Consider the following 22,998-nt stretch of genomic DNA (forward strand, 5'->3'; position numbering starts at 1 on the left):
CGTTTTCCTGGAACGACGACGCGGATCCATGGTTCCGCCCCTAGAAGGGGGGCCCAAGGGGCGGATCCTTCTTCACGAGCGGCCGCTCTCACAGGATTGCAGGATCAGCAGCTTGCCGAACGCCAGCACCTGATAGACCACCGCCAGAGTCCACTCGCTCACCCGCCGCGGCTCGTCGACCGAGCCGACCGAGAACGGTGTGCGCAGGCAGCGAGACGCGATCGTGCGGACCCGGGTCACATGCGGAGTGGAGGTCATCAGTGCCACCGAGGTCCAGTCGTACTCCGAGGAGAGCGTGTTCAGCTCGGAGATCTCACCGCCCGTAGTGAACGGGGAGGGAGTGAAGCAGACGACTCTGACCTCCTCGCCGGCATCGCATTCGGCTCGGGCGAACGAACCGTTCTCCAGGCGCGGAGTCGAGAGCACGAGGGTGACATCCCGGTGCTCCTCGAGCAGAGCGAGCGCACGGCCGACCCTGCGATCAGTAGCAGGACCCAGCACCACGAGCGCATCGGCTCCCCCCACGGGATCGAGAACGGGGCGGACGAAGAGGGGCACCGCCACCGCGGCGAGCAGTGCGACGGCGAGGAGGACGGCGAGCCACGTGCGCCAGAGGATCCGCAGTGAGCGTGCGGCGGATCGATTCGGGACGACTCGTCGGAGGATCGTGCCGACCAGCGCCCCGACCGCCGTGCCCGCGAGAACCGAGAGGAGGCCGTACAGCACGCCACCGACCGACGGCGGAGTGACGATCATCTCGACGGTCGACGCCCCCTCGAGCAGCGCGAGCACTCCGAGTGCGGGGACGAAGGGTCGACGGCTGCTCGCCGCCACCAGCGCGGCTGCCGCCGCTGCAGCCGGTGAGGCGAGAGCGCAGACTGCGATCCCTTCTCCACCCAGGGCGTGGACGAGACCAGTCGGATCATGGGAGCGGGCGATCCGGACGAACTGCCGCGAGGAGTCCGATCCGAAGGGATCGGCGCAGACGAGCAGGAGCAGAAAGGCGAGGACCGCCGTGGTCCCGGCGACCCGCAGGCGCCACCGGCTCACCGGAGCCTCCCCGGCCGACCGTGTCACGCCCAGCAGCCCGCCTCCGCGGACGCGAGGCGATCGCGCTCGCGTGCGCGCCTGAGGACGGGAAGGACGGGGAGGTCCGAGAAGAGCGTCACAGGAGCGAACACTACCCAGGGGAAGGGACGAGGAGGACCTGAGCGGTCGGGCTTCCGCCGGATCCTCGCCGGCGGGTGGCACGCCGACAGGAGACGATGCGCAGGACTGCGGGTGGACGGGATCGCGACTCCGCCTCAAGCCCTCCGGGTCGGCCTCCGAGCCCGACGCCCCCGGGACCGCGTCCCCGGCGCCGCCTAGTCGTTGCCGAGGATGACGATGGCGGCAGTGGGGGGAAGCGCGTCCTCGTGATAGCGCTCGATCTCGTCGATGGCGATCGGGTCGGCCTGCTGGAGGAACTGGGTGAGGCGGGTGACCTCCTCGGTCTCGCCGATGGAGTCGGCGGCGCGGCGGAGGGCGTAGAGGGCGAGGAGGAAACCGCGGTTGGGTCCGTGGCGCCACGGGATGGGACCCTGGCCGCGCCAGCCGGCGGATCGCAGGAGGTCCAGACCGCGGTGGTAGCCGACGCGGGCGTAGGCGTAGGAGGGGAGGGCCGCGTCGATGCCCCAGACGCTGTCGGCGAGCAGTGCCCAGGCCAGCGGGGAGCGCGGGTGGGCGGCGGCGAGGGCGGCGAATTCGACGGCTCCCGGGTTCGCGTGCTTCGCGAGGGCCGCGGTGACCGCGGGCTCGTCGGGGAGGAGGGTCGGTTCGGGGCCCAGCAGGTTCTCGCCACTCATGCCTCCCAGGCTATCCCGCTCGGGGCTGTGCGGGTCCGGGGTCCGGCCGTCCGGCGCACGACGGTCGTCCCTCCACAGGGGCGTCAGCGGAGGGAGCCGGGCGGTTCGCCGGTCGTCGCCGTCGTGCGCGGGGGTGCCGCCGATAGCATCGACCCATGGCGACGAACCGCAGTGAAGTCGAGGCCTGGCTCACGGACATGGACGGCGTGCTGGTGCACGAGAACAAGGCGCTCCCCGGCGCGCCCGAGCTGATCCAGGAGTGGACCGATTCGGGCACCCCGTTCCTGGTGCTGACGAACAACTCGATCTTCACGCCGCGGGATCTGGCGGCGCGGCTGCGCGGGTCGGGGCTGCACGTGCCGGAGGAGCGGATCTGGACGAGCGCTCTGGCGACGGCGGACTTCTGCGCGTCGCAGAAGCCGGGCGGGAGCGCGTTCGTGATCGGCGAGGCGGGGATCACCACCGCGCTGCACGAGGCGGGCTTCATCATGACGGAGACGGCGCCGGACTACGTGGTCGTGGGCGAGACCCGCAATTACAGCTTCGAGGCGATCACGAAGGCGATCCGCCTGATCGTCGCGGGTGCGCGCTTCATCGTCACCAATCCCGATGCGACGGGGCCGAGCGCCGAGGGCGTGCTCCCGGCGACGGGGGCTATCGCGGCGCTCATCACGAAGGCGACGGGCAAGGATCCGTACGTCGTCGGCAAGCCGAACCCGATGATGTTCCGCTCGGCGATGAACAAGATCGGCGCGCACAGCGAGAACACCGGGATGATCGGCGACCGGATGGACACCGACATCGTCGCGGGCATCGAGGCGGGCCTGCACACCGTGCTGGTGCTGACGGGGATCAGCGACGAGGCCGAGATCGAGCGCTACCCGTTCCGCCCGGACGAGGTGCTGAGCGGGGTGCACGAGCTCCTGTCGTCGGAGCCGCTGGAGTCGGAGTTCCCGCCGGATTCAGCGGTCTGAGTCCCGGCAGCGGGCCGGGCGCCGGTTCCTGACACGGCACCGCGGCTCGCGGGGGTCAGAAGCAGACGTGCTGCAGCACCCAGGCGTGCATCGCGACGGCTGCCGCCGCCGAGGCGTTGATGGACCGGGTCGAGCCGAACTGCGTGATCTCGAGCACGGCCTCCGAGGCGGCGATCGCCTCCTCCGAGAGGCCGGGTCCCTCCTGCCCGAACAGCAGGAGGCAGCGCTCGGGGAGCCGGTAGGTCTCGAGCGGCACGCAGCCGGGGACGTTGTCGACGGCGAGGAGTGGCACGTCCGCCTCCGCGGCCCACTGCGCGAGGTCGGCCACCGTCTCGTGGTGCTGGACGTGCTGGTAGCGGTCGGTGACCATCGCGCCGCGCTTGTTCCAGCGCCGCCGGCCGACGATGTGGACGCCCTCCGCGCCGAACGCATTGGCGCTGCGGACGATCGAGCCGATGTTCATGTCGTGCTGCCAGTTCTCGATCGCGACGTGGAACGGGTGCCGCGTGCGGTCGAGCTCCGCGACGATCGCGTCCATCCGCCAGTAGCGGAAGCGGTCGACCACGTTGCGCGCGTCGCCGCGCTCCAGCAGCTCCGGGTCGAGGCGGTCGTCCTCGGGCCGCTCGCCCTGCCAGGGGCCGACGCCGTTCGTGGTGAGCTCCACGGAGGCGGTGGGTCCGGTCGCGGGGGTCGCCTCGTTCTCCTGCACGACGAGCGATCCTACTGGGCGCTCCGCGGCTCGGCCGGGTGCACCGGGCCGGTGCCCGGCGGCGTCCCCCGAAGCCTGAGGGACGGCGCGCGTCAGGCCGCGGGGGTGCCGGCGAGGGAGCCGGTCAGCTCGCCGCCGCCCGCCCGGTCGACGAAGCAGTAGTAGCTGCGCTCGCCCGCGTCCCACTGCTCCTGGGTGACGGGGAACGCACCGGCGACCTGCACGTCGCCGTAGGTCTCGGCCGCGGCGACGTCCACGACGCCCTGCGCCTGGCAGAGCGAGGAGACGGTGACGGCCAGGGCGTCCTGGCCGGGGAACGCCGCGTCGGTCAGCTCCGCGGTGGCGACGAGCTGGGCGGAGTGGGCCCCCGCGCAGTCCACGACGGTGAACTCCTCCGCCCAGACGGAGTCGAAGGGCTCGACGCACTCGCCGCCGAGGAGCGCGCTCCAGGCCCAGGTGCCGACGGGCAGCGGTCCGACGGTCGGGAGGGTCGCGGTCGGCGTGGGCGAGGGGGTCGGCTCCGCCGTGGGCGTCTCGCTGACGACCGGGACGGCCTGCGGCTCTGCTCGGCCGCCGGCGCTCCCGACGGCGATGCCGATCGCGAAGAGCCCGGCGAGGAGGATCACCGCACCCGCCGCGATCAGGCCGATCAGGAGCCGGCGTCGGCTGAGCGTGCGCCACGCGGGCGCTGCGGCGGGCGCCGAGTCGCGTTCGCGGCTCTCGGGTCGGGACCGGGCGGAGCGGCGCTTCCGCGGCGGAGCGGCGTTGACGTGGGCGGCCGCGGGAGCGGTGCGGAAGGGCGCGGGCTCGGCGCGGTCGGCGGGCTCGGCGGCCGGCTCGAGGTTCCACGAGTAGGCGCCGGCGGTCTCGCGCCACAGCTCCTCGTCGCCGCCGTCCTCGTCGGGCTCGTCCTGCGGAGCGACGACCTGCTCCCACACGGGCGGCTGGTCCCAGTCCCCGCGCGGGTCGGGCCACTCGTAGACGGCGGGCGGAGTCGGCTCGCGCGGAGTCGGCGGGGTCGCGCCGACCGGGCGTCCGTCAGCGGGGTAGAGGGCGCCGGAGCGGTCCGCCGGGTCGAGGTCGGTCGAGGATCCGGCATCGGGCTCGTCGTCCGGCCGGTGGGCGCTGCGCAGTCCGGCGGGGGCGGTCGGCAGGTCGGCGGGAGGGTCGGTGTGCGGCAGGACCGGGCGCACGGAGTCCGCCCCGCGGCGGTGCACCTCGGTGCGGCCGGCATCGGTGGAGGCGTCGGAGCCGGAGCCGTCGGCGTCGTCGTCGCGGAGGGGGGCGAAGAACGCGTCGAAGGCGTCCTCGTCGGACACGTCCGCGTCGGAGGCACTCGTGTCGCGGGCAGTCGTCCCACCGGCACCCGCCTCGCGGACACCCGTCTCGCGGGCACCCGTCTCGCGGGCACCCGCCTCGCGGGCACCCGCCTCGTGCACTCCCATGGCGCGGGCTCCCGTGTCGGAGACTCCCGTGTCGTCGCCCGGAGAGCTCCGTCCCTCGGCGGAGACGCCGTCGCGGTCGGAGGAGCGCTCCGGCTCCACGACCGTTCCGCGATCGGCGTCGGCGTCCTGCTCCTCCACCCGAGCGGAGTCGTCCGCGGGTTTCGGGAGGTCGCCGTCGGCCTCCTCGGCGGCGGGCGTCGCGCTCAGCACGGGCTCCCCCGGCCACAGGCCGACCGGAGCGGCAGGGGTACGTCGCGACACCGCGTCGGAGTCGCTGTCGCTCGACGACGGTCCGGCCGCATCGGCGGAGGAGGCCGACTCGCTCGCAACCCTCCGCTCCTCCGCTGACGCGTGGGCCTCGTCGGCTGCGGGCTCAGCAGGACCGGACGTCCGCTCCGCGCGCGACTCCTCCACGGGAGGGACGGGGCGGGGCGAGTCGAAGATGCTCTTCAGGCGGCCGCCGCTGAGCTGCTGGAGCAGCCACTCGCTGCTGCCGACGGGTCGCTCCGGCTCGGGTCGCTCCGGCTCGGCACGCTCCGGCTCGGAGGTCTCCGATCCGGCAAGCTCGGGCTCGCGGCCCTCCGGCTCGCGGCCCTCGGACCCGCGGCCCTCCGGCTCCGGGTGCTCGCCGCCTCCCGGGCCCCCGCCGCGTCCCCCCTCGTCAACCATCAGCTCAGGCCGAGGTCGGCCAGACCGATCGCGGCGAAGTACGGGTAGCCGGCGTCCTCGATGATCTCGCGGGCACCGGTCGCGCGGTCGACGACGACGGCGACTCCTGCGATCTCGGCGCCGACCTTCAGCAGGGCCTCGATCGCCTTCAGCGGCGAGCCGCCGGTGGTGGACGTGTCCTCGACGACGACGACGCGCTTGCCCTCGAGGTCGGGGCCCTCGACCTGCCGGCCGCGGCCGTGGTCCTTGGGCTCCTTGCGCACGACGAACGCGTCGTAGGCGAGACCGCGGGCGGCGCCCTGATGGAGGATCGCGGCGGCGATCGGGTCGGCTCCCATGGTGAGGCCGCCGACGGCGTCGACGCGCTCGATCGGCGCGATGAGGTCGAGCATGACCTGCCCGATCAGCGGCGCGACGCGGTGGTCGAGGCTTACGCGGCGCAGGTCGACGTAGTACGACGCCTTCTTGCCGCTCGTGAGGGTGAAGTCCCCATGGAAGACGGCGTCGGAGCCGATGTACTCGATGAGCTGCTGGCGTGCGTCGGTCACGCGCCTACTCTACGGGGCGGCCCCTCCCCCGCTCGGGAGCGCGCCCGCTGCGGCGTGCTCGCCCGCCTCGTCGCCTCCTCCGCGGAACTGCGTCATGTAGAGCTCGTAGTAGGCACCGCGCTGCTTCAGGAGCGCCTCGTGCGCGCCCTGCTCGACGATCCGGCCCGACTCCATCACCAGGATGGTGTCGGAGTCGCGGATCGTGGAGAGCCGGTGCGCGATGACGAACGAGGTCCGGTCGGTGCGCAGCGCGTTCATCGCGTGCTGCACGAGCAGCTCCGTGCGGGTGTCGACCGAGGAGGTGGCCTCGTCGAGGATCAGCAGCGACGGGTTCGCGAGGAACGCGCGCGCGATCGTGATCAGCTGCCGCTCGCCCGCCGAGACGCTGCCGCCGTCGGCGTCCAGCACCGTGTCGTAGCCGTCGGGCAGCTGGCGCACGAAGCGGTCGACCATGGTGGCCTTCGCCGCGTCGACGATCTCCTCGTCGGTCGCGTCCAGGCGCCCGTAGCGGATGTTCTCGCGGATGGTGCCCTGGAAGAGCCACGCGTCCTGCAGCACCATGCCCACGCGCGAGCGCAGATCGCCGCGCGCGAGGCTCGTGATGTCGACGCCGTCGAGCAGGATGCGCCCTCCGGTGAGCTCGTAGAAGCGCATGACCAGGTTGACCAGCGTGGTCTTCCCCGCCCCGGTCGGACCGACGATGGCGACCGTCTGCCCGGGCTGCGCGGAGAAGGTCAGGTCCTCGATCAGCGGCTGCTCCGGGTCGTACGAGAACGAGACGCCCTCGAACTCCACGTGGCCGTCGGTGCGCTGCGGGAGCGACGCGGTCGCCGTCTCCGGCTCCTGCTCCTCGGCGTCGAGCAGCTCGAACGTGCGCTCGGCCGAGGCGACGCCGGACTGCAGCATGTTCGCCATGCTCGCCAGCTGGGTCACCGGCTGGGTGAACTCGCGCGAGTACTGGATGAACGCGGTCGCGTCGCCGAGCGTCAGCTGACCGGAGGCGACCCGCAGGCCGCCGACCACGGCGATGAGCACGTAGGAGAGGTAGGAGACGAAGGTCATCGCGGGCATGATCATGCCCGAGACGAACTGGGCGCCGAACGAGGCGGTGTAGAGGCTGTCGTTGCGGCGGTCGAACTCCTCGAGCATCTCGCGGTCGCGGCCGAAGGCGCGGACGATCTCGAGCCCGGAGAAGGTCTCCTCGATGTGGCCGTTGAGCGCGCCCGTGTTCTTCCACTGGGCGGCGAAGAGCTTCTGGGAGCGGGCGCCGATCACGCCCGCGATCACGCCCGAGAGCGGGATCGAGATCAGCGCGATCAGCGCGAGCTGCCACGAGACGATGAACATCATCGCGGCGATGCCGATGATGGTGAGCACCGACTGCACCAGCTGCGAGAAGGCCTGCTGCAGCGCCGTCTGGATGTTGTCGACGTCGTTCGTGACGCGCGACATCACGTCGCCGCGCTGCCGGGTGTCGAAGAAGCGCAACGGGAGGCGGTTGAGCTTGGCCTCGATGTCCTGGCGGAGGTCGAAGACCACCCGCATCACGAGGCCGTTGAGGATGTAGCCCTGCGCCCACATGAGCACCGACGCGACGACGTACATCAGCAGCACGATGATGATCAGGCGGCCGAGGACCACGAAGTCGATGCCCGCGCCGGGCACGATGTCGGTCTTGGCCAGCATGTCGGCGAAGGTGCCGTTGCCCGAGGCGCGCTGCTGCTCGATGATCTGCTCGAGCGGGACGCCGGCGGGCAGCTGCGAGCCGATCACGCCGTTGAAGATCGTGTCCATCGCCTGCCCGAGGATCTTGGGCGCGATGACGGTGAGGACGACCGACAGCGAGACCAGGGCGACCACGAGGACCATCCGGGCGCGCTCGGGGCCGAGCAGCGAGAAGAGGCGCTTGGCCGAGGGCCAGAAGTTCTGCGCCTTGCGGGCGGGCGGCCCGTCCCCGAACATGCCGCCGTCGCCCTCGCCGGGCTCGAACTCGGGCTCGGGGGACGTCGTCTCCTCGGGGGCGGTGGTGTCGCGTGTGCGCGCCATCTCAGGACACTCCTTCGACGCTCAGCTGGGATTCGACGATCTCGCGGTAGGTCGCGTTCGTCTCGAGGAGCTCGTCGTGCGTGCCGCGGCCGACGACGCGGCCCGCGTCGAGCACGACGATCTGGTCGGCGTGGCGGATGGTCGACACCCGCTGGGCCACGATGATCACGGTCGCGTCGGTGGTGGCGTCGGCCAGCGACTCCCGCAGCCGCGCATCGGTCGCGACGTCGAGCGCCGAGAACGAGTCGTCGAACAGGTAGACCCGCGGCTTCGCGACGAGGGCGCGCGCGATGCAGAGCCGCTGGCGCTGCCCGCCGGAGACGTTGGTGCCGCCCTGCGAGACCGGCTCGTCGAGCCCGTGCTCCTTGCTCCGCACGAAGTCCTCGCCCTGGGCGATGCGCAGCGCCTCCCACAGCTCGGCGTCCGTTGCGTCGGGGCGGCCGAAGCGCAGGTTCGAGGCGATCGTCCCCGAGAAGAGGTAGGGGCGCTGGGGCACGAGCCCGATCACCTCGGCGAGCTGCGCCCGGTCGAGGGAGGAGACGGGCACGCCGTCGATCGTGACGGTGCCCTCCTGCGGGTCGAACAGGCGCGGCACGAGGCCGAGCAGGGTCGTCTTGCCGGCGCCGGTGGAGCCGACGACGGCCGTGGTGCGGCCCGGCTCCGCGACGATGTCGATGCCCGAGAGCACGGGGCGCTCGGCGCCCGGGTAGCCGAAGACGACCCCGGAGAACTCGACGCGGCCGCGCGCGGGCGTCGGGACTCCGCCCTCGGGCGTGGTGAGGCTGGTGCGGGCGTCGAGCACCTGCTGGATCCGCTCGGCGCAGACGACCGCGCGCGGGATCATCATCACCATGAAGACGCCCATCATCACGGCGGTGAGGATCTGGAGGAGGTACTGCAGGAACGCGGTGAGCGAGCCCACCTGCATCTGACCGGCGTCGACCCGCTGCCCGCCGAACCACAGCACGGCCGCGGTGGCCAGGTGCAGGATCATCATGATCGCGGGGAACATCAGCACGAAGATGTTGCCGACCTTGATCGACACCTCGGTGATCGCCGCGTTGGCCTTGCGGTACCGCTCGGACTCGAACGGCTCGCGCACGAAGGCGCGCACCACGCGGATGCCCGTGATCTGCTCGCGGAGCACGCTGTTGATCCCGTCGATCCGGTCCTGCATGAGGCGGAACAGCGGCAGCAGCAGGAACACCAGGAAGCCGACCACGACGAACAGCAGCGGCACCGACACCCAGACCAGCCAGGAGAGGCCGGCGTCCTCGCGCAGGGCGAAGACGATGCCGCCGACGCACATGATCGGCGCGGAGACCATGAAGTTGAGGGTCATCAGCACGAGCATCTGCACCTGCTGCACGTCGTTCGTGCCGCGGGTGATCAGGGTGGCCGTGCCGAAGCCGCCGACCTCGAGCCCGCTGAGCGAGTCGACGCGGCGGTAGACGTCGCGGCGCAGGTCGCGGCCGACGGACATGGCGGTGCGGGCGCCGAAGTAGACGGCTCCGATCGCCGCGGCGACCTGCACGACGCAGACGCCGAGCATGGTCATGCCGGTGCCCCAGATGAAGTCGGTGTCGCCGCGGCCGATGCCCTGGTCGATGATCTCGGCGTTGAGGCTCGGCAGGTAGAGCGCGGCGAGCGTCGCGACGAGCTGCAGCACGACGACGGCGGCCACCCACCGCGCGTAGGGCTTCGCGTAGGCGGAGGCGAGGCGGAGCAGGATCATGGGTCCTCCGGAGGGGCGGAGCAGGAGCGGGAGGGGAGGGGACCGGGCTGGGGAGCGCGGAGCGCCGGGGAGCCCGTCGGGCCCGCACGGCGCGGGCGGCGGCGGCGGCCGGACGGCACGACGAACGGCCGGTCGGGACGGCGCTAGACAACCATCGACCACCGACACCGGTTCCGCAATCCGCCGAGGGGATGACTCCCCCGGCCCGCGGCCGCCGGGACGCGCGGAGGACGCGCAGGAGACGTGTCGGCGGCGGCTCCTACACTTCCAGGATGCGCATCGCCACCTGGAACGTGAACTCCATCCGGGCCCGCACCGGCCGCGTCGTCGACTGGCTCGTGCGCGAGGACGTGGACGTCCTCGCCATGCAGGAGCTCAAGTGCAAGCCCGAGCAGTTCCCGCACGAGGCCTTCGCCGACGCCGGCTACCACGTCGAGATGGTCGGGCTCAGCCAGTGGAACGGCGTCGGCATCGCCTCGCGCCTGCCGATGGACGACGTGCAGGTCGGCTTCCCGGGCATGCCCGGCTTCGCGAAGGAGGCGGCGGCCGACGGCTCCTTCCCGCTCGAGGCCCGCGCGATCGGCGCGACGGTCGACGGCGTGCGCGTCTGGAGCCTCTACGTCCCGAACGGCCGCGCGGTCGACGACCCCCACTACCTCTACAAGCTCGAGTGGCTCGCGGCCCTCGAGGCGAGCGCCCGCGAGTGGCTGGCCGCCGAGCCCGACCTGCCGCTCGCTCTGGTCGGCGACTGGAACGTCGCGCCGCTCGACAGCGACGTGGGCGACCCGAGCCTCGGCCCCGGATCCACGCACGTCTCGATCCCCGAGCGCGCCGCCTTCGCCGCCTTCGAGGACGCGGGCCTGCGCGACGTCGTCCGCCCGCTCGTGCCCGAGGGCTACACCTACTGGGACTACAAGCAGCTCCGCTTCCCGCGCAACGAGGGGCTGCGGATCGACTTCGTGCTCGGCTCCCCCGCGTTCGGCGAGCTCGTCACCGGCGCCTCGATCCACCGCGACGAGCGCAAGGGCGACGCCCCGAGCGACCACGTCCCGGTGGTGGTCGATCTCGACCTGGAGACGACCCTCGACGACGACCGCCCGATGATCTTCTGAGCATGGCCTCGTCGAAGAAGAAGCGCGCGCGGGCCCAGGCCGCCTCGGCCGGTGCCTCCCGCCCCGCCTCCCGACCCGCGACGGCACGCCCTGCGACCGCCCGCCCTGCGACCGCCCGTCCCGCAGCCGCGCACGACGAGTTCCGGTCCGACGCCTACCGCTCGGTGGGCGAGATCATCGCCGCCGGGAAGCCGCGCCGGCGCCGCTGGGACCTCGTGCTCTCGATCCTCGGCTGCCTCGCCCTCGGCCTGCTCACGATCGTGCTCGGCTACCTCGCCGCGATCCTCTCGGTCTTCCCCGCGCAGTGCGAGGGCCAGAACTTCGCCTGCGACTTCGACCGGATCGACTGGGGCGTCTCGATCGCGCTGATCGGGCCGCCCGCGCTGACGCTGATCGCCGTGGCCGTGACGGTCGTGCGCTACCTCGTGGGCCGTCGCGCGTTCCTCGTGCCGGTCATCGGGTTCGTGCTCTGCATCGCCACCGCGTTCCTCGCCTCCTCGCTCGTGACGAGCTCGATCCCCGGGTCGGCGCTGGTCTAGCACCGACCCGGGGGCGCGTCAGCGGTCGGGCGGGCGGCGCTGGTCCAGCACCGACCCGGGGGCGCGTCAGCGGTCGGCGCGGTCAGCGCTGGTCCAGCACCGACCCGGGGCGCCGACCGCCGGCGCGGTCAGCCGCAGGCGGGCTCGTCGTTCAGCGTGACCGCGGTGGGGTTGATCATCGGGGTCACCCGCACGGTCTGGTCGCCGAAGCCGGAGGCGTCGCCGGCGCTGAACTGCACGTCGAACGTCTCGGACTGGCCGGGCGAGAGCTGCACGGCGACCTTCGAGACGGGACGGCCGAGGTCGTCGAGGCTCTCGGGTCCGTAGCCCGTGCCGTCGGCCCAGGCCGCGCTCGACACCGTGGTCCCGGGAGGGCCGTAGACGTAGATGTTGGTGACGAAGTCGCCCAGGGGGTACGCACCGCGCCCGCCGGCCGCGGCGACGTAGCCGGGCAGCGTCCGAGCGACCGCCTTCGAGATCGTGTTGGTCACGGTGACGGAGGTGGTGAAGACCGCGCCGGAGGCGGCGCACCGGCCCGCGCTCGACTGCGTGACCGCCGTGCTCAGGTAGTAGTCCATCTTCGAGCCGCCCGAGGCGTCCTGGAAGAACACTCCGGTGGTCGTGCCGTCGGTCGTCGTCTGCGGCAGGACCCCCGCGATCGGCGTGGGCGCGAGGAGCGCCTGCTCGTCGGCGTCGGAGCTGTAGGCGAGGATGCGGCTCTCGTCGACCGCCTTCACGATCGCCGGGAGCATCTTCGTGGGCTCCATCTCCCCGCCGAGGATCTTCCCCAGGACCGTCGCGCTCGCCTCCGAGAAGAACTCGTCGGTGCGCTCGGCCACGACCGACTCCGGGTAGCGGAAGTAGACCTCGTTGAGCAGGGTCGAAACGGTGTTCTCGCTCGTGAGGACCGTGCCGTCGGTGAGGGTCACCGGCCCGGTCGAGCCGAGGAGGTAGGAGAGGGCGACGGGATCGATCGCGAGGACGCCGTCGATCCTCTGCTCGGGGAACTTCTGCGCCCAGAACTGGGAGGCGATCGAGGCGGCCGTCGGGAAGTCGGGGCGGCTGGTCGAGACGTTGAAGGTCGTCGCCATGTTCTCGCCGATGGTGTCGAGCGCGCTCTGGTCGACGGTGACGGGCGCCAGACCGCGGAAGTCGCCGCTGCCCAGCTGACGGCCGATCGAGATCGCGCCGCCGTCGACGTCGAGCTGCATCACCGACGACGCGCCGCCGCCCAGAGCCTGCGACTCCGCCAGGTTCTGGAACATCACCAGGTAGTGGCGCGGGCCGGAGGCTCCGAGGGAGTCGGGGAGGATCGCGGTGAGCGGCTCGACCTGGTCCATCGCCGCGGTCGCGGTGGCCAGCTGCGGAGTGAAGGAGTCGAGGGCCGAGGCGACCTGCGGCACCAGCGGGCCGCGGTCGATGCCCTCGACGCGGGTCTGCGCCGCGTCGACGACCTCCTTGGCGACGGTGATCTTCTGCGACAGCTCGGTGATCGCCGCGAGGTCGACCCTGCCGTCGACGGGCTTGAGGATGTCGAGCGAGGTCGTGGAGAGCGGCGTGACGATCCGGCCGGAGACGTCGTCGGCGATCTCGGTCGCGGCGCGGACCGCGGACAGGTTCGGCCCGAGGACGGGCACCACCTCCATCACCCGCCACACCGGGTCCTCGGTCTCGTCGCGCGCCTCGCCGGTGAGGGTCGCGATCCGGCCCGCGGTCTCCTCCGCACCGGAGGTGTCGAACGTCGTCAGCCTGTCCGTCACCTGCGACACCAGCGGGATCGCCTCGGTCAGCTTGTCGCGGACGGTCATCGCCTTGTCGTAGGTGCGCACGCCGAGGAGCACCGCGACGACGGCGCCGATCAGCAGGACCAGGAGGACGATCAGCGTGATCCAGAGGCCGCGACGGCGGCGCGGCCTGCCGCGGGTGGAGCGGTCGGCGGACGTGGTGGTGCTCATTCGAGAGAGCCTAAGCGACGGTCGGCGGAGTGCGACCGGGCCCGCGCCACCGGCCCCGTCCCAGGACGAGGGACACGCGACGCGGATGCGCGGGCCGTCCGGCGCCTCCGCCGGGCCCGAGCGGGAGCCGGGGATGCTGCTCCGCTCAGCCCAGCAGGAGGGACACCCCGATGAGCACGGGCACCGCGGCGACCGTGGTCACGAGGGCCGTGTCGCGGGCGACGGCGACGCCCCGGTCGTAGCGCGAGGCGAAGGTGAAGATGTTCTGCGCGGTCGGCAGCGCGGCGGTCACCGTCACCACGAAGAGGTGCTCGGAGTCGAGGTGGAACGCGAAGCGCCCCAGCAGCAGCGCGACCGCCGGCATCACCAGCGACTTGAGCACGGAGGCGACGACCACCTCGACCCGCGCCGGCCCCGCCTCCAGCGGCCGCTGCCCGCGCAGCGACATCCCGAAGGCGATCAGCACCAGCGGGATCGACGCGTTGCCGATGATCGAGAACGGCTGCAGCACGGGCGCGGGCAGCTCGACGCCGGTGAGGGCGACGACGAGGCCGAGGGCGGAGGCGATGATCATCGGATTCCGCAGCGGCTGCGTGAGGATCGCGCCGACCGAGGTCCGCCCGCTCGTCGAGACGTCGAGCAGCGTCAGGATCGTCGGCGCGAGGACGATCAGCTGCAGAAGGAGTGTCGGGGCCACCCACTGCGGATCGCCCAGCACGTAGATGGCGACCGGCAGCCCGATGTTGTTGGCGTTGACGTAGGAGGAGGCCGCGGTCCCGATCACCGTCTCCGGCAGCGGGCGGGGGAAGAGCAGCCGCGAGGCCAGCACGTAGAGCAGGGCGACGGTCAGCACCGTCAGGAGCGAGACGAGGAGGAACGAGGAGAAGAGGACGGAGACGTCGGCCCGCGACAGCACGGTGAACAGCAGCGCCGGCGTCGTGACGAAGAAGGCGATCCGCGACAGGATCAGCCGGCTCTCGGGCGGGACGATCCGGAACCGCGCGATCAGGTAGCCGACCGCGATGACGACCCCGATGATCGAGAAGCCGGTGAGCACGCCCTCCACGCCGCCGCCTCCCCGCCGCGGCCCGTCCGCTGTCGCGCCTCCACCCTAGGCAGTGGCCGGGCGTTGCAGCGTCGGCGGGACGCGCCTACGGTGTGCGGCATGCCGCATCTCGAGGTCCCCGGCGCGAGCCTCCACTGGGAGGCGGACGGCCACGCCTCCGCGCCCGCCCTGCTGCTCGTGCACGCGGGCATCGCCGACCTGCGGATGTGGGACCCGCTGGTCCCCGACCTCTCGCGCGACCGGCTGGTGGTCCGCTACGACGTCCGCGGCGCGGGCGGCACGAGCACGGAGGACGTGGAGTACGACCCGCGCCGGGACGCCCTGGACGTGCTCGACCACCTCGGCGTCGAGCGCGCGGTGGTCGTCGGCTGCTCGCGGGGCGGAACGCTCGCGCTCGACCTGGCGCTCGAGCATCCGGAGCGGGTGACCGGCCTGGTCGTGATCGCGCCGGGCCTGGCGGGCTTCGACTACCCCGCGCTGACGGCGGAGGAGGAGCGCCGCTTCGGGGAGGTCGAGGCGCTGGAGCTCGCGGGCGAGCGGGAGGCCGCGGCGATCGTCGAGGCGGAGCTCTGGGCCGTGGGTCCCGACCGCTCCGCGGACGACGTGGCTCCGCAGTTCCTCGCGCGGGTCCGGGAGCTCGCGCTCACGGGCGTCGGCCACGAGGCGGAGGCCCCCCGCCCGGTCGATCCCTCCGGGCCGGCGGGCGAGCGGCTCGGGGAGATCGCCGTGCCGACCCTCGTCGTGGCGGGCGCGCACGACCTCTCGGAGTCGCTGCCGGTCTGCGAGCACCTCGCCGCCGAGGTGGGCGGTGCCGAGCTGCACGTGCTCGAGGACGCGGCGCACCTGCCCGGCCTCGAGCACCCCGAGGAGTTCCTCGCGGTGCTGCGGCCGTGGCTGGAGCGCCACGGGATCTGATCAGGCCACGGCGGCCAGGTCGAACGCCCAGTCCACGTAGAGCTCCGGCGGCTCGCCCTGCTCGACGAGGTCGATCCGGTCGAAGCCGGCCTCGACGCAGGTCGCGCCCGCGTCCAGGTCGCTCTCCGCCACGAAGGCGTGCACGAAGCGGGGCACGGGGAACGCCGCCGCCTCCTCGAGCAGCATCCGCACGGAGTCCGCGGTGATGCCGCGGGCGTGCGGAGCGATGCTCCATGCCGCCTCGTAGGCGACGACGCCGCGCGAGCAGCCGTACCAATAGCCGATGGAGCCGACGGAGAGTCCGTCCAGCTCGACCACGTAGAAGAACGCGTCGCCGTCCGCCCAACCGCGCAGGTAGCGGTCGTGGCGCACGAGGATCTCGCTCTCGCTCTCGAGTCCGCCGCCCGCGTGCGCGAGGGTGTCGCGCAGGACGGAGGCGTCCGCCTGCGGCCAGGGGAGCAGGCGGAGGTTCTCGGGGTGGTGGTCGATGCTGGCTGTTCTCTGGTCGCTTCCGGGTTCGGGTCCCGTCACGCGCTCCGATCCTCTCTCTCAGGATGGCTCGCCGATCGGGCGCGCCGCCAGGGTGTTCGGCGCGCCTGTCCGATCGGATGTCTCCGCACTCGGGATGCGGACACGGTGTCGCCCCATCTTCGACCCGATGAGGGGAGGGAAACGGAAGCGGTGAGGAATCTAGCCCCGGACGGGGGGTGGCACCTGCACAACACCTGGGCAGCCGCTGACCGCGGGGCCTCCGAGGGGCGGCGGAGACGTGCGCCCGCCCCCGCGAGATCGCCGCTTCGCTCCGCTGAGACGCAAGAAAAGCGCGCGCACGAGCCCATACGCTCGGAGTCGGAGCGCGTTCCGCTCCTGCAGCCCCGTATCACCAGCGTGAGGAGGATCACCATGTCGCAAGCCGTGCAGAGCACCGTCGTCGGAGAACCCGAGGTCGTCGAGGACCGCGTGGAGGACTCCGCCGCCTGGCTCGACCTGAAGGCCGCCGCCGCCGCGCTGCAGCCGCTCCAGTCCCAGGACGGCTCGCTCGCCGAGCCCGAGCGGCTCGAGGAGGCGCGCACCCTCGTCGAGCGGATCGTCGCCGGCGTCCGCACCCTCGCCCCCGCGTTCCCGCACGACGCCGCGTACCTCGACGCGCTGGTCGTCGACCTCGAGCGCTGGAGCGCCGGCGGCCTCGGCCTGCCCGACTTCCTCGACTCGCTCACCGCGTTCCAGCCGCAGCTCGAGCGCGTCGACGGCCGCCGCCACCTCGTCGTCTTCCCCATGTACACCCAGAACGGCAGCCGCGACCGCCACGTCGAGGCCGTCCTCGTCGAGGTCGTCTGGCCGCGGTTCGTCGCCGAGCTGGAGGCGGGCGACTACTCGAACGCCCTCTTCGTGCCCGTCCGCTTCGTCGACTTCACCGCCGGCTACGACACCGACAGCGCCGTGCTGTTCCCCGAGACGGTCGCGATGCGCTCCGTCCCGTCCTTCACCTGGGGCGCGATCTTCGCCGACCGCGAGGCGGCCCGGTTCCGCCGCGTCGTCACGGAGGCGGCCCGGATCACCCGTCTCGAGCTCCCGGAGGACGCGCAGCGCCTGCTGGCCGATCAGCGCCTGGCGGAGGAGTCCTTCGTGATGTGGGACCTCATCCACGACCGCACCCACATGCGCGGCGACCTGCCGTTCGACCCGTTCATGATCAAGCAGCGGATGCCCTTCTTCCTCTACTCGCTGGAGGAGCTGCGGTGCGACCTCACCGCCTTCCGCGAGGCCGTCGCCATCGAGCGCCGCCTCGGCGCGCTCGACCGCCGCGACGACGAGGAGGAGGCGCTGGCCGAGCGCTCGCGCTTCGTGCAGTACGCGATCCTGTTCGACCGGCTCTTCCGCTTCCCGCTCACCGGGTCGCGGGTGCGCAACTACGACGGCCTCGGCGGCCAGCTGCTCTTCGCCTGGCTGCACCAGCACGGCGTCCTGCACTGGACCGACACCCGGCTGGCGTTCGAGTGGGACGGCGTCGCCGACGTGGTCGTCGCCCTCTCGGACGCGATCGACGAGCTCTACTGGCGCTCGATCGACCGGCCGAAGACGGCGCACTGGCTGGCCGCGCACGAGCTGATCGCGGCCACTCTCGCTCCGCACCCCGCCTCCGCCTGGGCCCGCGGGCTCCCGGACGAGGTGCTGCTCGGCGCCCCGCGCGGGCTCACCGACGCGGTGCTGGACGACGAGTTCCCGCTGTCGATGTTCTACGAGGCCCTCGGGAAGAAGATGGGCGACGTCATCGCCTCGACCCGGGGCATCACCGGCCGGGACTGACGTCGCGCCCGGGAGGTGGCGAAGTGCGCTCCTCCGCCTCCCGGGGCCCCGTCCGACCGGCGTCGGTTAGCGTGGGGCGCATGCCCTCAGGTGACGGAGCCGCGGACCCGCTCGACGCGGGCTGGATCCGGCGAGCGCCGAGCCGGGCCGGATACGTGCGCGATGCGGTCACCGCGGGGATCCTGCTGGTGGCGACGATCGTCTCCGTCGCGCTGTACTCCTCGGCGGGCTTCCCGGACGCGGCGCACCCCGTCGTCAGCGCCCACTGGGCCGTCCTGATGACCCTTCCCCTCGCGCTGCGCCGCCGGTTCCCCGCGAGCGTGGCGGCCGGGCTCTCCGTCGTCTACGCGCTCGGGATCGTGCTCCAGGTGCCGGAGTCGCTCTTCGGCCAGATCTGCCTGTTCCTCGCGCTCTACACGGTCGGCGCGTGGGGCCGGAACCGGCGCACGGCGCTCGTCGTCCGAGTGGCGATCGCGGTCGGGATGCTGGGCTGGCTGCTCACCACCCTCGCCACGGGCGAGTACTTCGGCAGCTCCGTGCCGGTCGACGACTCCCCCGGCCTGCTCTCGCCCTACGCGGCGGAGTCGGCCCTCGCGGTCGTGTCGAACCTGCTCTACTTCGGCAGCGCCTACGTCTTCGGCGAGGCGTCGTGGCAGTCGGCCCGCCGGCTGGAGGCGCTCGAGACGCGCACGGCCGAGCTCGACGACGAGCGGGAGCGCTCCTCGCGGCAGGCCGTGTCCTCCGAGCGGCTGCGGATCGCGCGCGAGCTGCACGACGTGGTCGCGCACCACGTCAGCGTGATGGGCGTGCAGGCGGGAGCGGCGCGGCGGGTGCTGGCGCGGGATCCGGAGCGGGCGGCGGCATCGCTCAGCGCCATCGAGGGCGACGCGCGCTCGGCGATCGAGGAGCTGCACCGCATCCTGGTCGCGCTGCGCGCCGAGGACGCGGTCCCGAATCCGCTCACCGACGCCGCGTCCACCCGCGGGGTGGCCCAGCTCGAGGAGCTGGTCGCGGCGTCCAGCGGGTCGGGCCTGCCCACCGTCTTCCTCACCCTCGGCACGCCCCGCGAGATCCCCGCGACGGTGGGGCTCAGCCTCTACCGCATCGCGCAGGAGTCGCTCACGAACGTCCGCAAGCACGCGGGGCGCGGCGCGCACGCCGAGGTGCGCCTCCGCTACGCCCCCGACGCGGTCGAGCTCGAGATCGCCGACGACGGCGGGTCCGGCCCGCACCCGAGCGCTCCCGCCTCCTGCGGACTGGGGCACACCGGCATGAGCGAGCGCGCGGCCGCGGTCGGCGGCTGGATCGAGATGGGGCCGAGGGGCGGAGGCTACCTCGTGCACGCCCGGGTGCCGCTGTCCCCCGTCCGGGCGAGCGTGCCGGACGCCGACGACCCGGTACCGTCGTCGGAGACGTCGCGGGGGCGTCAGGAGCGAGCGAGCGGGGGCCGCCCATGACCGAGCACGTGCGCGTGCTGCTCGTCGACGACCAGGAGCTCGTCCGCGTGGGCTTCCGCATCATCCTCGAGTCGGAGCCGGGGATCGAGGTGGTCGGCGAGGCCCGCACCGGGCTCGAGGCCCTGCAGCGCGCCTCCGAGCTGCGCCCCGACGTGATCTGCATGGACGTGCAGATGCCCGGGCTCGACGGCCTGGCCGCGACCCGCGAGATCGTGGCCGACCCGCGCCTGTGCTCGCGGGTGCTCATCCTCACCACCTTCGACCGCGACGACTACCTCTTCGAGGCGCTCTCGGCCGGCGCCAGCGGGTTCCTGCTCAAGAACGCGTCGCCGGAGGAGCTGGTCGAGGCCGTGCAGGTGGTCGCCCGCGGCGACGCGATGCTCGCCCCCGACGTCACCCGGCGCGTGATCGAGCGGTTCGCGTCCGTGCCCGAGCGCACGCCGACCGCCGCCGACCACCCCGGAGTGGCCGATCTGACGGACCGCGAGCGGGAGGTGCTCGTGCACCTGGCGCGGGGCTGGTCGAACGCCGAGATCGCGGCCGAGCTGTTCGTGGGCGAGGCGACCGTGAAGACGCACGTCTCGAAGATCCTGATGAAGCTCGGCGTGCGCGACCGGATCCAGGCGGTCGTGTTCGCCTACGAGCACGGGATCGCGGTGCCGGGGCGCCCCTGAGCGGTCGGCCGGGCGGTCAGCGCCGGGGCTGGCTCGAGGCCGGGCGCGGCGGGGTGCGGCGGACGAACTCCATCCGGATCTCCGGCACGATCTTCCGGTCGAGCACGACCGTCATGTAGCGGCCGTCGACGCGGGCGCCGATCGCGACCACGTCCGGATCGGTGTCCACGCGGTAGCCGCGCAGCGCCTCCCCGTCCACGATCACCGGGACGCCCCGCACGACGTCCTCGTCGCGGAGGGCGGCGGCGACCACCGGCATCCCGCCGCGGCGGCTGCGCACGCGGCCCGGGAAGGTGTTGCGGAGCACGTCGCCCATGTGGGCCGCGAGGCGGGACTCCAGGGGCCGGCTGCGCTCGGCGGGGATCGGCACGGAGGTGCGGACCGCCTCCCAGAGCACCGGGTACCGCATCCGCGTCACCTGGTCGACCATCCACGGCGGCAGGTGGTCGTTCTCGGCGCGCTCGATCGCGCGCTTCTGCTCGGGGGTCAGCGGGACGTGGTTGACGGGGTCGGCGCGGTTGCGCGGGTTCTTGTAGAACGAGTACGAGAGCGAGATCTCGACGAAGCGGCCGAGCGCCATCGTCTGCGCCGCGGCGAACTCCTCCAGCCTCGGCTGGGGCGCGAACGCGAGGACGGGATCGCCGAAGCGAGCCGCGATCTCGTCCACCCCGGGAGGGGCGGGCATGTCGCGGACAGCTCCCGTCGTGTCCATGCGCATACGTCAAGAGTGGCCTGCCTCCCAGCCGATACCAACTTCTTGACGGAGATCGGCTTTCGGGTCGTCGTCCTTTCACCTGCCCGAAACATGCGGGAGGCAGGAGGGGTGTCTCGGCGGGCGCCTCCGGGGCTCCTCCGGGCGGCGGGCTGCGAAGATGGAGGGATGAGCGCTCTGCACGATCCCGACGTCCGCGGCTTCGCCTCCGACAACTACTCCGGAGTGCACGACGAGGTCCTCGCCGCGATCGCCGCGGCCAACGGAGCGCACCAGATCGCCTACGGCGAGGACGTCTACACCGAGCGCCTGCAGGAGGCGTTCCGCCGCGAGTTCGGCGAGCAGGCCCAGGCCTTCCCCGTCTTCAACGGCACGGGCGCCAACGTCACCGGCCTGCAGTCGATGCTGCCGCGGTGGGGCGCCGTCGTCTCGGCGGGCACCGCGCACATCACCTCCGACGAGGGCGGAGCGCCGGAGAAGGTCGGCGGGATCAAGATCCTCACGGTCCCCACGCCCGACGGCAAGCTGACCCCGGCGCTGGTCGACCAGGAGGCGTGGGGCTTCGGCGACGAGCACCGCGCCCAGCCGCTCGTGGTCTCGATCACCCAGTCCTCCGAGCTCGGCACCGTCTACACCCCCGAGGAGGTGCGCGCGCTCGCCGACCACGCGCACGGCCTCGGCATGCGGCTGCACATGGACGGGGCGCGCATCGCGAACGCCGCGGCCGCCCTCGGCCTGCCCCTGCGGTCCTTCACGACCGACGCGGGCGTCGACGTGCTCTCGTTCGGCGGCACCAAGAACGGCATCCTGCTCGGGGAGGCGATCGTCGTGCTCGACCCGGCGGCCTCGACCGGGCTGACCTTCCTCCGCAAGACCAACATGCAGCTGTCCTCCAAGATGCGCTTCATCTCGGCGCAGCTGCTCGCCCTGCTCGGCGACGGCGGCGAGGAGGAGCCCCTGTGGCTCCGCTCGGCCCGGCACGCGAACGCCATGGCGGCGCGCCTGCGCTCGGGGCTCGAGGAGGCGATCGCCGCCGGCCGGATCACCGGGCTCGAGTTCACGCAGCAGACCCAGGCCAACGCGGTCTTCGCGACGCTGCCGCCCGGAGTCGCGGACCGGCTCCGCACCGCCTACCGCTTCTACGACTGGAACCCGGCGACCGGCGAGGTCCGCTGGGTCTGCTCCTTCGACACGACGGAGGACGACATCGACGCGTTCACGGCCGCGATCGAGCGCGAGCTGGCCGCGTGAGGGCCCGCCTCCCGCGCCAGGCGACGGTCGGCGCCGCGCTCGCCGTGCTCGTCGCGCTGACGGGCTGCACGACGGCCGAGCGCTCGGACGTCGCGGCCACCCCGTCGGCGTCCGAGACCGCCGCTCCGACTCCCTCCGCGACTCCGACGCCCTCGCCCACGCCCACGGCCTCGACCCGCCTGGGCTGCGACTCCCTCCTCCCCGCCACACGGGCGGCCTCGGCGCTGGGGGTCTCCCGCAGCGCTCTCGAGGGCAGCCGCGAGGTGACGACGCGCTCCTCGGGCGAGCTGATCCGCGAGGCCGCGGAGGAGAACGGCGGAGTGCTCCGCTGCGCCTGGTACGACGAGGACGCCTCGATCACCGCGGCCGCGGTCGACGACGCCGCCGAGGCGTTCGCCGGCCGTCCGGCCCCGCGCCTCGAGACCGGCGTCGAGGCCTACGGCTCCTGCACCGACGGCAGCTGCGACCTGGACCTGCTCGCCGGCTCCACCTGGGTGACGCTGCAGCTGCGCGGCGCCCCGGCCGCGGTCGACCTCGCCGCGCTGGCGACCGGCACCGCCTCCGCCGCGCTCGGCACCCTCGACGAGCCGGTCACCGCGACGGCGCCCGTCTGCACCGAGGTCCTGACGGCCGAGCAGCTGTCCGGTGCCGCCGGTCTCGCGCAGGCGACCGCGGGGACGGGGACCGGGACGCCGACCACCGCGTCGGCCGCTGCCGCCGCCCGGGCCGGATACGCCTCCTGCAGCTGGAGCGACGCCTCCAGCGCCGCCTACTCGGGCGTGACGGTCGACGCGCTCCCGAACGGCGACGACGGCTGGCGGAACCTCTCGCTGACCTCGGGCCTGGCGATCCCGCTCGAGCCGCTCGACGGCTTCGGCGAGAAGGCCCTCACCGGCTGCGCGGCGGGCGTCTGCGAGATCGACGCGCTGGCCGACGACGTGTGGTGGCGCGTGACCGTCACCGGCGACGCGGCGAAGGCCGAGGCCGTCGCCCGCGCCGTGCTCGCGAACGCCTGACCCGGGCGCCCCGCTCCTCCTCCG

20 protein-coding genes are annotated in these 22,998 nt (G+C 72.9%); 9 read left to right on the plus strand and 11 right to left on the minus strand.

From position 1 onward, the window contains the following. Positions 1 to 72: 72 nt before the first annotated feature. A complete protein-coding gene (locus tag C5C33_RS09070; protein ID WP_104222799.1) occupies positions 73 to 1,050 on the minus strand; it encodes an ElyC/SanA/YdcF family protein in 978 nt (325 codons plus the stop codon). Between the two features lie 314 nt (positions 1,051 to 1,364). Continuing rightward, the gene (locus C5C33_RS09075) at positions 1,365 to 1,844 is read right to left on the minus strand and encodes a DUF3151 domain-containing protein (RefSeq protein WP_104225720.1); all 480 of its coding nucleotides are present in this window, start codon (positions 1,842 to 1,844) and stop codon (positions 1,365 to 1,367) included. A gap of 155 nt (positions 1,845 to 1,999) precedes the next feature. Here C5C33_RS09075 and C5C33_RS09080 point away from each other — a divergent pair, with 155 nt between their 5' ends. Beyond that, a complete protein-coding gene (locus C5C33_RS09080) occupies positions 2,000 to 2,818 on the plus strand; it encodes an HAD-IIA family hydrolase (RefSeq protein ID WP_104225721.1) in 819 nt (272 codons plus the stop codon). A gap of 55 nt (positions 2,819 to 2,873) precedes the next feature. Here the strand turns inward: C5C33_RS09080 and C5C33_RS09085 are convergent, their stop codons facing one another. From C5C33_RS09085 to C5C33_RS09105, 5 genes are all read right to left on the minus strand, one after another. Further along, positions 2,874 to 3,527 (minus strand): TrmH family RNA methyltransferase, encoded by a 654-nt coding sequence (locus C5C33_RS09085; RefSeq protein ID WP_104260949.1) that lies wholly within the window; start codon positions 3,525 to 3,527, stop codon positions 2,874 to 2,876. Positions 3,528 to 3,619: 92 nt separating this feature from the next. Continuing rightward, a complete protein-coding gene (locus C5C33_RS09090) occupies positions 3,620 to 5,641 on the minus strand; it encodes a septum formation family protein (protein WP_104260950.1) in 2,022 nt (673 codons plus the stop codon). Next, positions 5,641 to 6,189: an orotate phosphoribosyltransferase gene (pyrE, locus tag C5C33_RS09095; RefSeq protein ID WP_104222804.1), complete on the minus strand. Its 549-nt coding sequence runs from the start codon at positions 6,187 to 6,189 to the stop codon at positions 5,641 to 5,643. Before pyrE ends, C5C33_RS09090 begins: the two co-directional genes overlap by 1 nt. 9 nt (positions 6,190 to 6,198) lie before the next feature. Continuing rightward, complete coding sequence (locus tag C5C33_RS09100) at positions 6,199 to 8,235, minus strand: ABC transporter ATP-binding protein (RefSeq protein WP_104260951.1); 2,037 nt, start codon at positions 8,233 to 8,235, stop codon at positions 6,199 to 6,201. 1 nt (position 8,236) lies between these two features. Then, positions 8,237 to 9,970, minus strand: a complete 1,734-nt coding sequence (locus tag C5C33_RS09105; RefSeq protein ID WP_104239193.1) for an ABC transporter ATP-binding protein — start codon at positions 9,968 to 9,970, stop codon at positions 8,237 to 8,239. A gap of 272 nt (positions 9,971 to 10,242) precedes the next feature. Here C5C33_RS09105 and C5C33_RS09110 point away from each other — a divergent pair, with 272 nt between their 5' ends. Together C5C33_RS09110 and C5C33_RS09115 are read left to right on the plus strand one after the other, a co-directional pair. Then, positions 10,243 to 11,082 carry an exodeoxyribonuclease III gene (locus C5C33_RS09110; RefSeq protein ID WP_104260952.1) on the plus strand — a complete coding sequence of 280 codons (840 nt, stop codon included), beginning with the start codon at positions 10,243 to 10,245 and terminating at the stop codon, positions 11,080 to 11,082. Positions 11,083 to 11,084: 2 nt separating this feature from the next. Then, positions 11,085 to 11,621, plus strand: a complete 537-nt coding sequence (locus C5C33_RS09115; protein ID WP_104260953.1) for a hypothetical protein — start codon at positions 11,085 to 11,087, stop codon at positions 11,619 to 11,621. A gap of 128 nt (positions 11,622 to 11,749) precedes the next feature. On the opposite strand, the gene C5C33_RS09120 is transcribed toward C5C33_RS09115, so the two are convergent. Together C5C33_RS09120 and C5C33_RS09125 are read right to left on the minus strand one after the other, a co-directional pair. Beyond that, positions 11,750 to 13,576 carry a DUF4012 domain-containing protein gene (locus C5C33_RS09120; RefSeq protein WP_104260954.1) on the minus strand — a complete coding sequence of 609 codons (1,827 nt, stop codon included), beginning with the start codon at positions 13,574 to 13,576 and terminating at the stop codon, positions 11,750 to 11,752. A gap of 145 nt (positions 13,577 to 13,721) precedes the next feature. Continuing rightward, positions 13,722 to 14,642, minus strand: a complete 921-nt coding sequence (locus tag C5C33_RS09125; RefSeq protein ID WP_104222809.1) for an AEC family transporter — start codon at positions 14,640 to 14,642, stop codon at positions 13,722 to 13,724. A gap of 99 nt (positions 14,643 to 14,741) precedes the next feature. Here C5C33_RS09125 and C5C33_RS09130 point away from each other — a divergent pair, with 99 nt between their 5' ends. Beyond that, a complete protein-coding gene (locus C5C33_RS09130) occupies positions 14,742 to 15,557 on the plus strand; it encodes an alpha/beta fold hydrolase (RefSeq protein ID WP_104260955.1) in 816 nt (271 codons plus the stop codon). On the opposite strand, the gene C5C33_RS09135 is transcribed toward C5C33_RS09130, so the two are convergent. After that, positions 15,558 to 16,088 (minus strand): hypothetical protein, encoded by a 531-nt coding sequence (locus tag C5C33_RS09135; protein WP_104260956.1) that lies wholly within the window; start codon positions 16,086 to 16,088, stop codon positions 15,558 to 15,560. Positions 16,089 to 16,460: 372 nt separating this feature from the next. Between C5C33_RS09135 and C5C33_RS09140 the strand changes: the two genes are divergently transcribed. The 3 genes from C5C33_RS09140 to C5C33_RS09150 all read left to right on the plus strand — a co-directional run bounded on the left by C5C33_RS09140 (position 16,461) and on the right by C5C33_RS09150 (position 19,995). Then, positions 16,461 to 17,864 (plus strand): DUF6421 family protein, encoded by a 1,404-nt coding sequence (locus tag C5C33_RS09140; protein WP_104260957.1) that lies wholly within the window; start codon positions 16,461 to 16,463, stop codon positions 17,862 to 17,864. Positions 17,865 to 17,944: 80 nt separating this feature from the next. Next, positions 17,945 to 19,321 (plus strand): sensor histidine kinase, encoded by a 1,377-nt coding sequence (locus tag C5C33_RS09145; RefSeq protein WP_104260958.1) that lies wholly within the window; start codon positions 17,945 to 17,947, stop codon positions 19,319 to 19,321. Further along, positions 19,318 to 19,995, plus strand: coding sequence for a response regulator transcription factor (locus C5C33_RS09150; RefSeq protein ID WP_104247976.1), 678 nt, complete (start codon positions 19,318 to 19,320; stop codon positions 19,993 to 19,995). The genes C5C33_RS09145 and C5C33_RS09150 overlap by 4 nt, the downstream gene beginning before the upstream one ends. 16 nt (positions 19,996 to 20,011) lie before the next feature. On the opposite strand, the gene C5C33_RS09155 is transcribed toward C5C33_RS09150, so the two are convergent. After that, positions 20,012 to 20,707 (minus strand): hypothetical protein, encoded by a 696-nt coding sequence (locus C5C33_RS09155; protein ID WP_104239200.1) that lies wholly within the window; start codon positions 20,705 to 20,707, stop codon positions 20,012 to 20,014. A gap of 168 nt (positions 20,708 to 20,875) precedes the next feature. Between C5C33_RS09155 and C5C33_RS09160 the strand changes: the two genes are divergently transcribed. Continuing rightward, positions 20,876 to 21,958, plus strand: a complete 1,083-nt coding sequence (locus C5C33_RS09160; protein WP_104256598.1) for a low specificity L-threonine aldolase — start codon at positions 20,876 to 20,878, stop codon at positions 21,956 to 21,958. Then, positions 21,955 to 22,974, plus strand: a complete 1,020-nt coding sequence (locus C5C33_RS18490; RefSeq protein WP_181136225.1) for a hypothetical protein — start codon at positions 21,955 to 21,957, stop codon at positions 22,972 to 22,974. The genes C5C33_RS09160 and C5C33_RS18490 overlap by 4 nt, the downstream gene beginning before the upstream one ends. Positions 22,975 to 22,998: the final 24 nt, after the last annotated feature.

The organism is Rathayibacter sp. AY1H3 (assembly GCF_002932015.1).

Coding starts and splice junctions, on each gene's coding strand:
- C5C33_RS09075 (WP_104225720.1), bottom strand. CDS start 1,844: ATGAGTGGCGAGAACCTGCTGGGCCCCGAACCGACCCTCCTCCCCGAC.
- C5C33_RS09080 (WP_104225721.1), top strand. CDS start 2,000: ATGGCGACGAACCGCAGTGAAGTCGAGGCCTGGCTCACGGACATGGAC.
- C5C33_RS09090 (WP_104260950.1), bottom strand. CDS start 5,641: ATGGTTGACGAGGGGGGACGCGGCGGGGGCCCGGGAGGCGGCGAGCAC.
- C5C33_RS09100 (WP_104260951.1), bottom strand. CDS start 8,235: ATGGCGCGCACACGCGACACCACCGCCCCCGAGGAGACGACGTCCCCC.
- C5C33_RS09105 (WP_104239193.1), bottom strand. CDS start 9,970: ATGATCCTGCTCCGCCTCGCCTCCGCCTACGCGAAGCCCTACGCGCGG.
- C5C33_RS09110 (WP_104260952.1), top strand. CDS start 10,243: ATGCGCATCGCCACCTGGAACGTGAACTCCATCCGGGCCCGCACCGGC.
- C5C33_RS09115 (WP_104260953.1), top strand. CDS start 11,085: ATGGCCTCGTCGAAGAAGAAGCGCGCGCGGGCCCAGGCCGCCTCGGCC.
- C5C33_RS09120 (WP_104260954.1), bottom strand. CDS start 13,576: ATGAGCACCACCACGTCCGCCGACCGCTCCACCCGCGGCAGGCCGCGC.
- C5C33_RS09130 (WP_104260955.1), top strand. CDS start 14,742: ATGCCGCATCTCGAGGTCCCCGGCGCGAGCCTCCACTGGGAGGCGGAC.
- C5C33_RS09140 (WP_104260957.1), top strand. CDS start 16,461: ATGTCGCAAGCCGTGCAGAGCACCGTCGTCGGAGAACCCGAGGTCGTC.
- C5C33_RS09145 (WP_104260958.1), top strand. CDS start 17,945: ATGCCCTCAGGTGACGGAGCCGCGGACCCGCTCGACGCGGGCTGGATC.
- C5C33_RS09150 (WP_104247976.1), top strand. CDS start 19,318: ATGACCGAGCACGTGCGCGTGCTGCTCGTCGACGACCAGGAGCTCGTC.
- C5C33_RS09155 (WP_104239200.1), bottom strand. CDS start 20,707: ATGGACACGACGGGAGCTGTCCGCGACATGCCCGCCCCTCCCGGGGTG.
- C5C33_RS09160 (WP_104256598.1), top strand. CDS start 20,876: ATGAGCGCTCTGCACGATCCCGACGTCCGCGGCTTCGCCTCCGACAAC.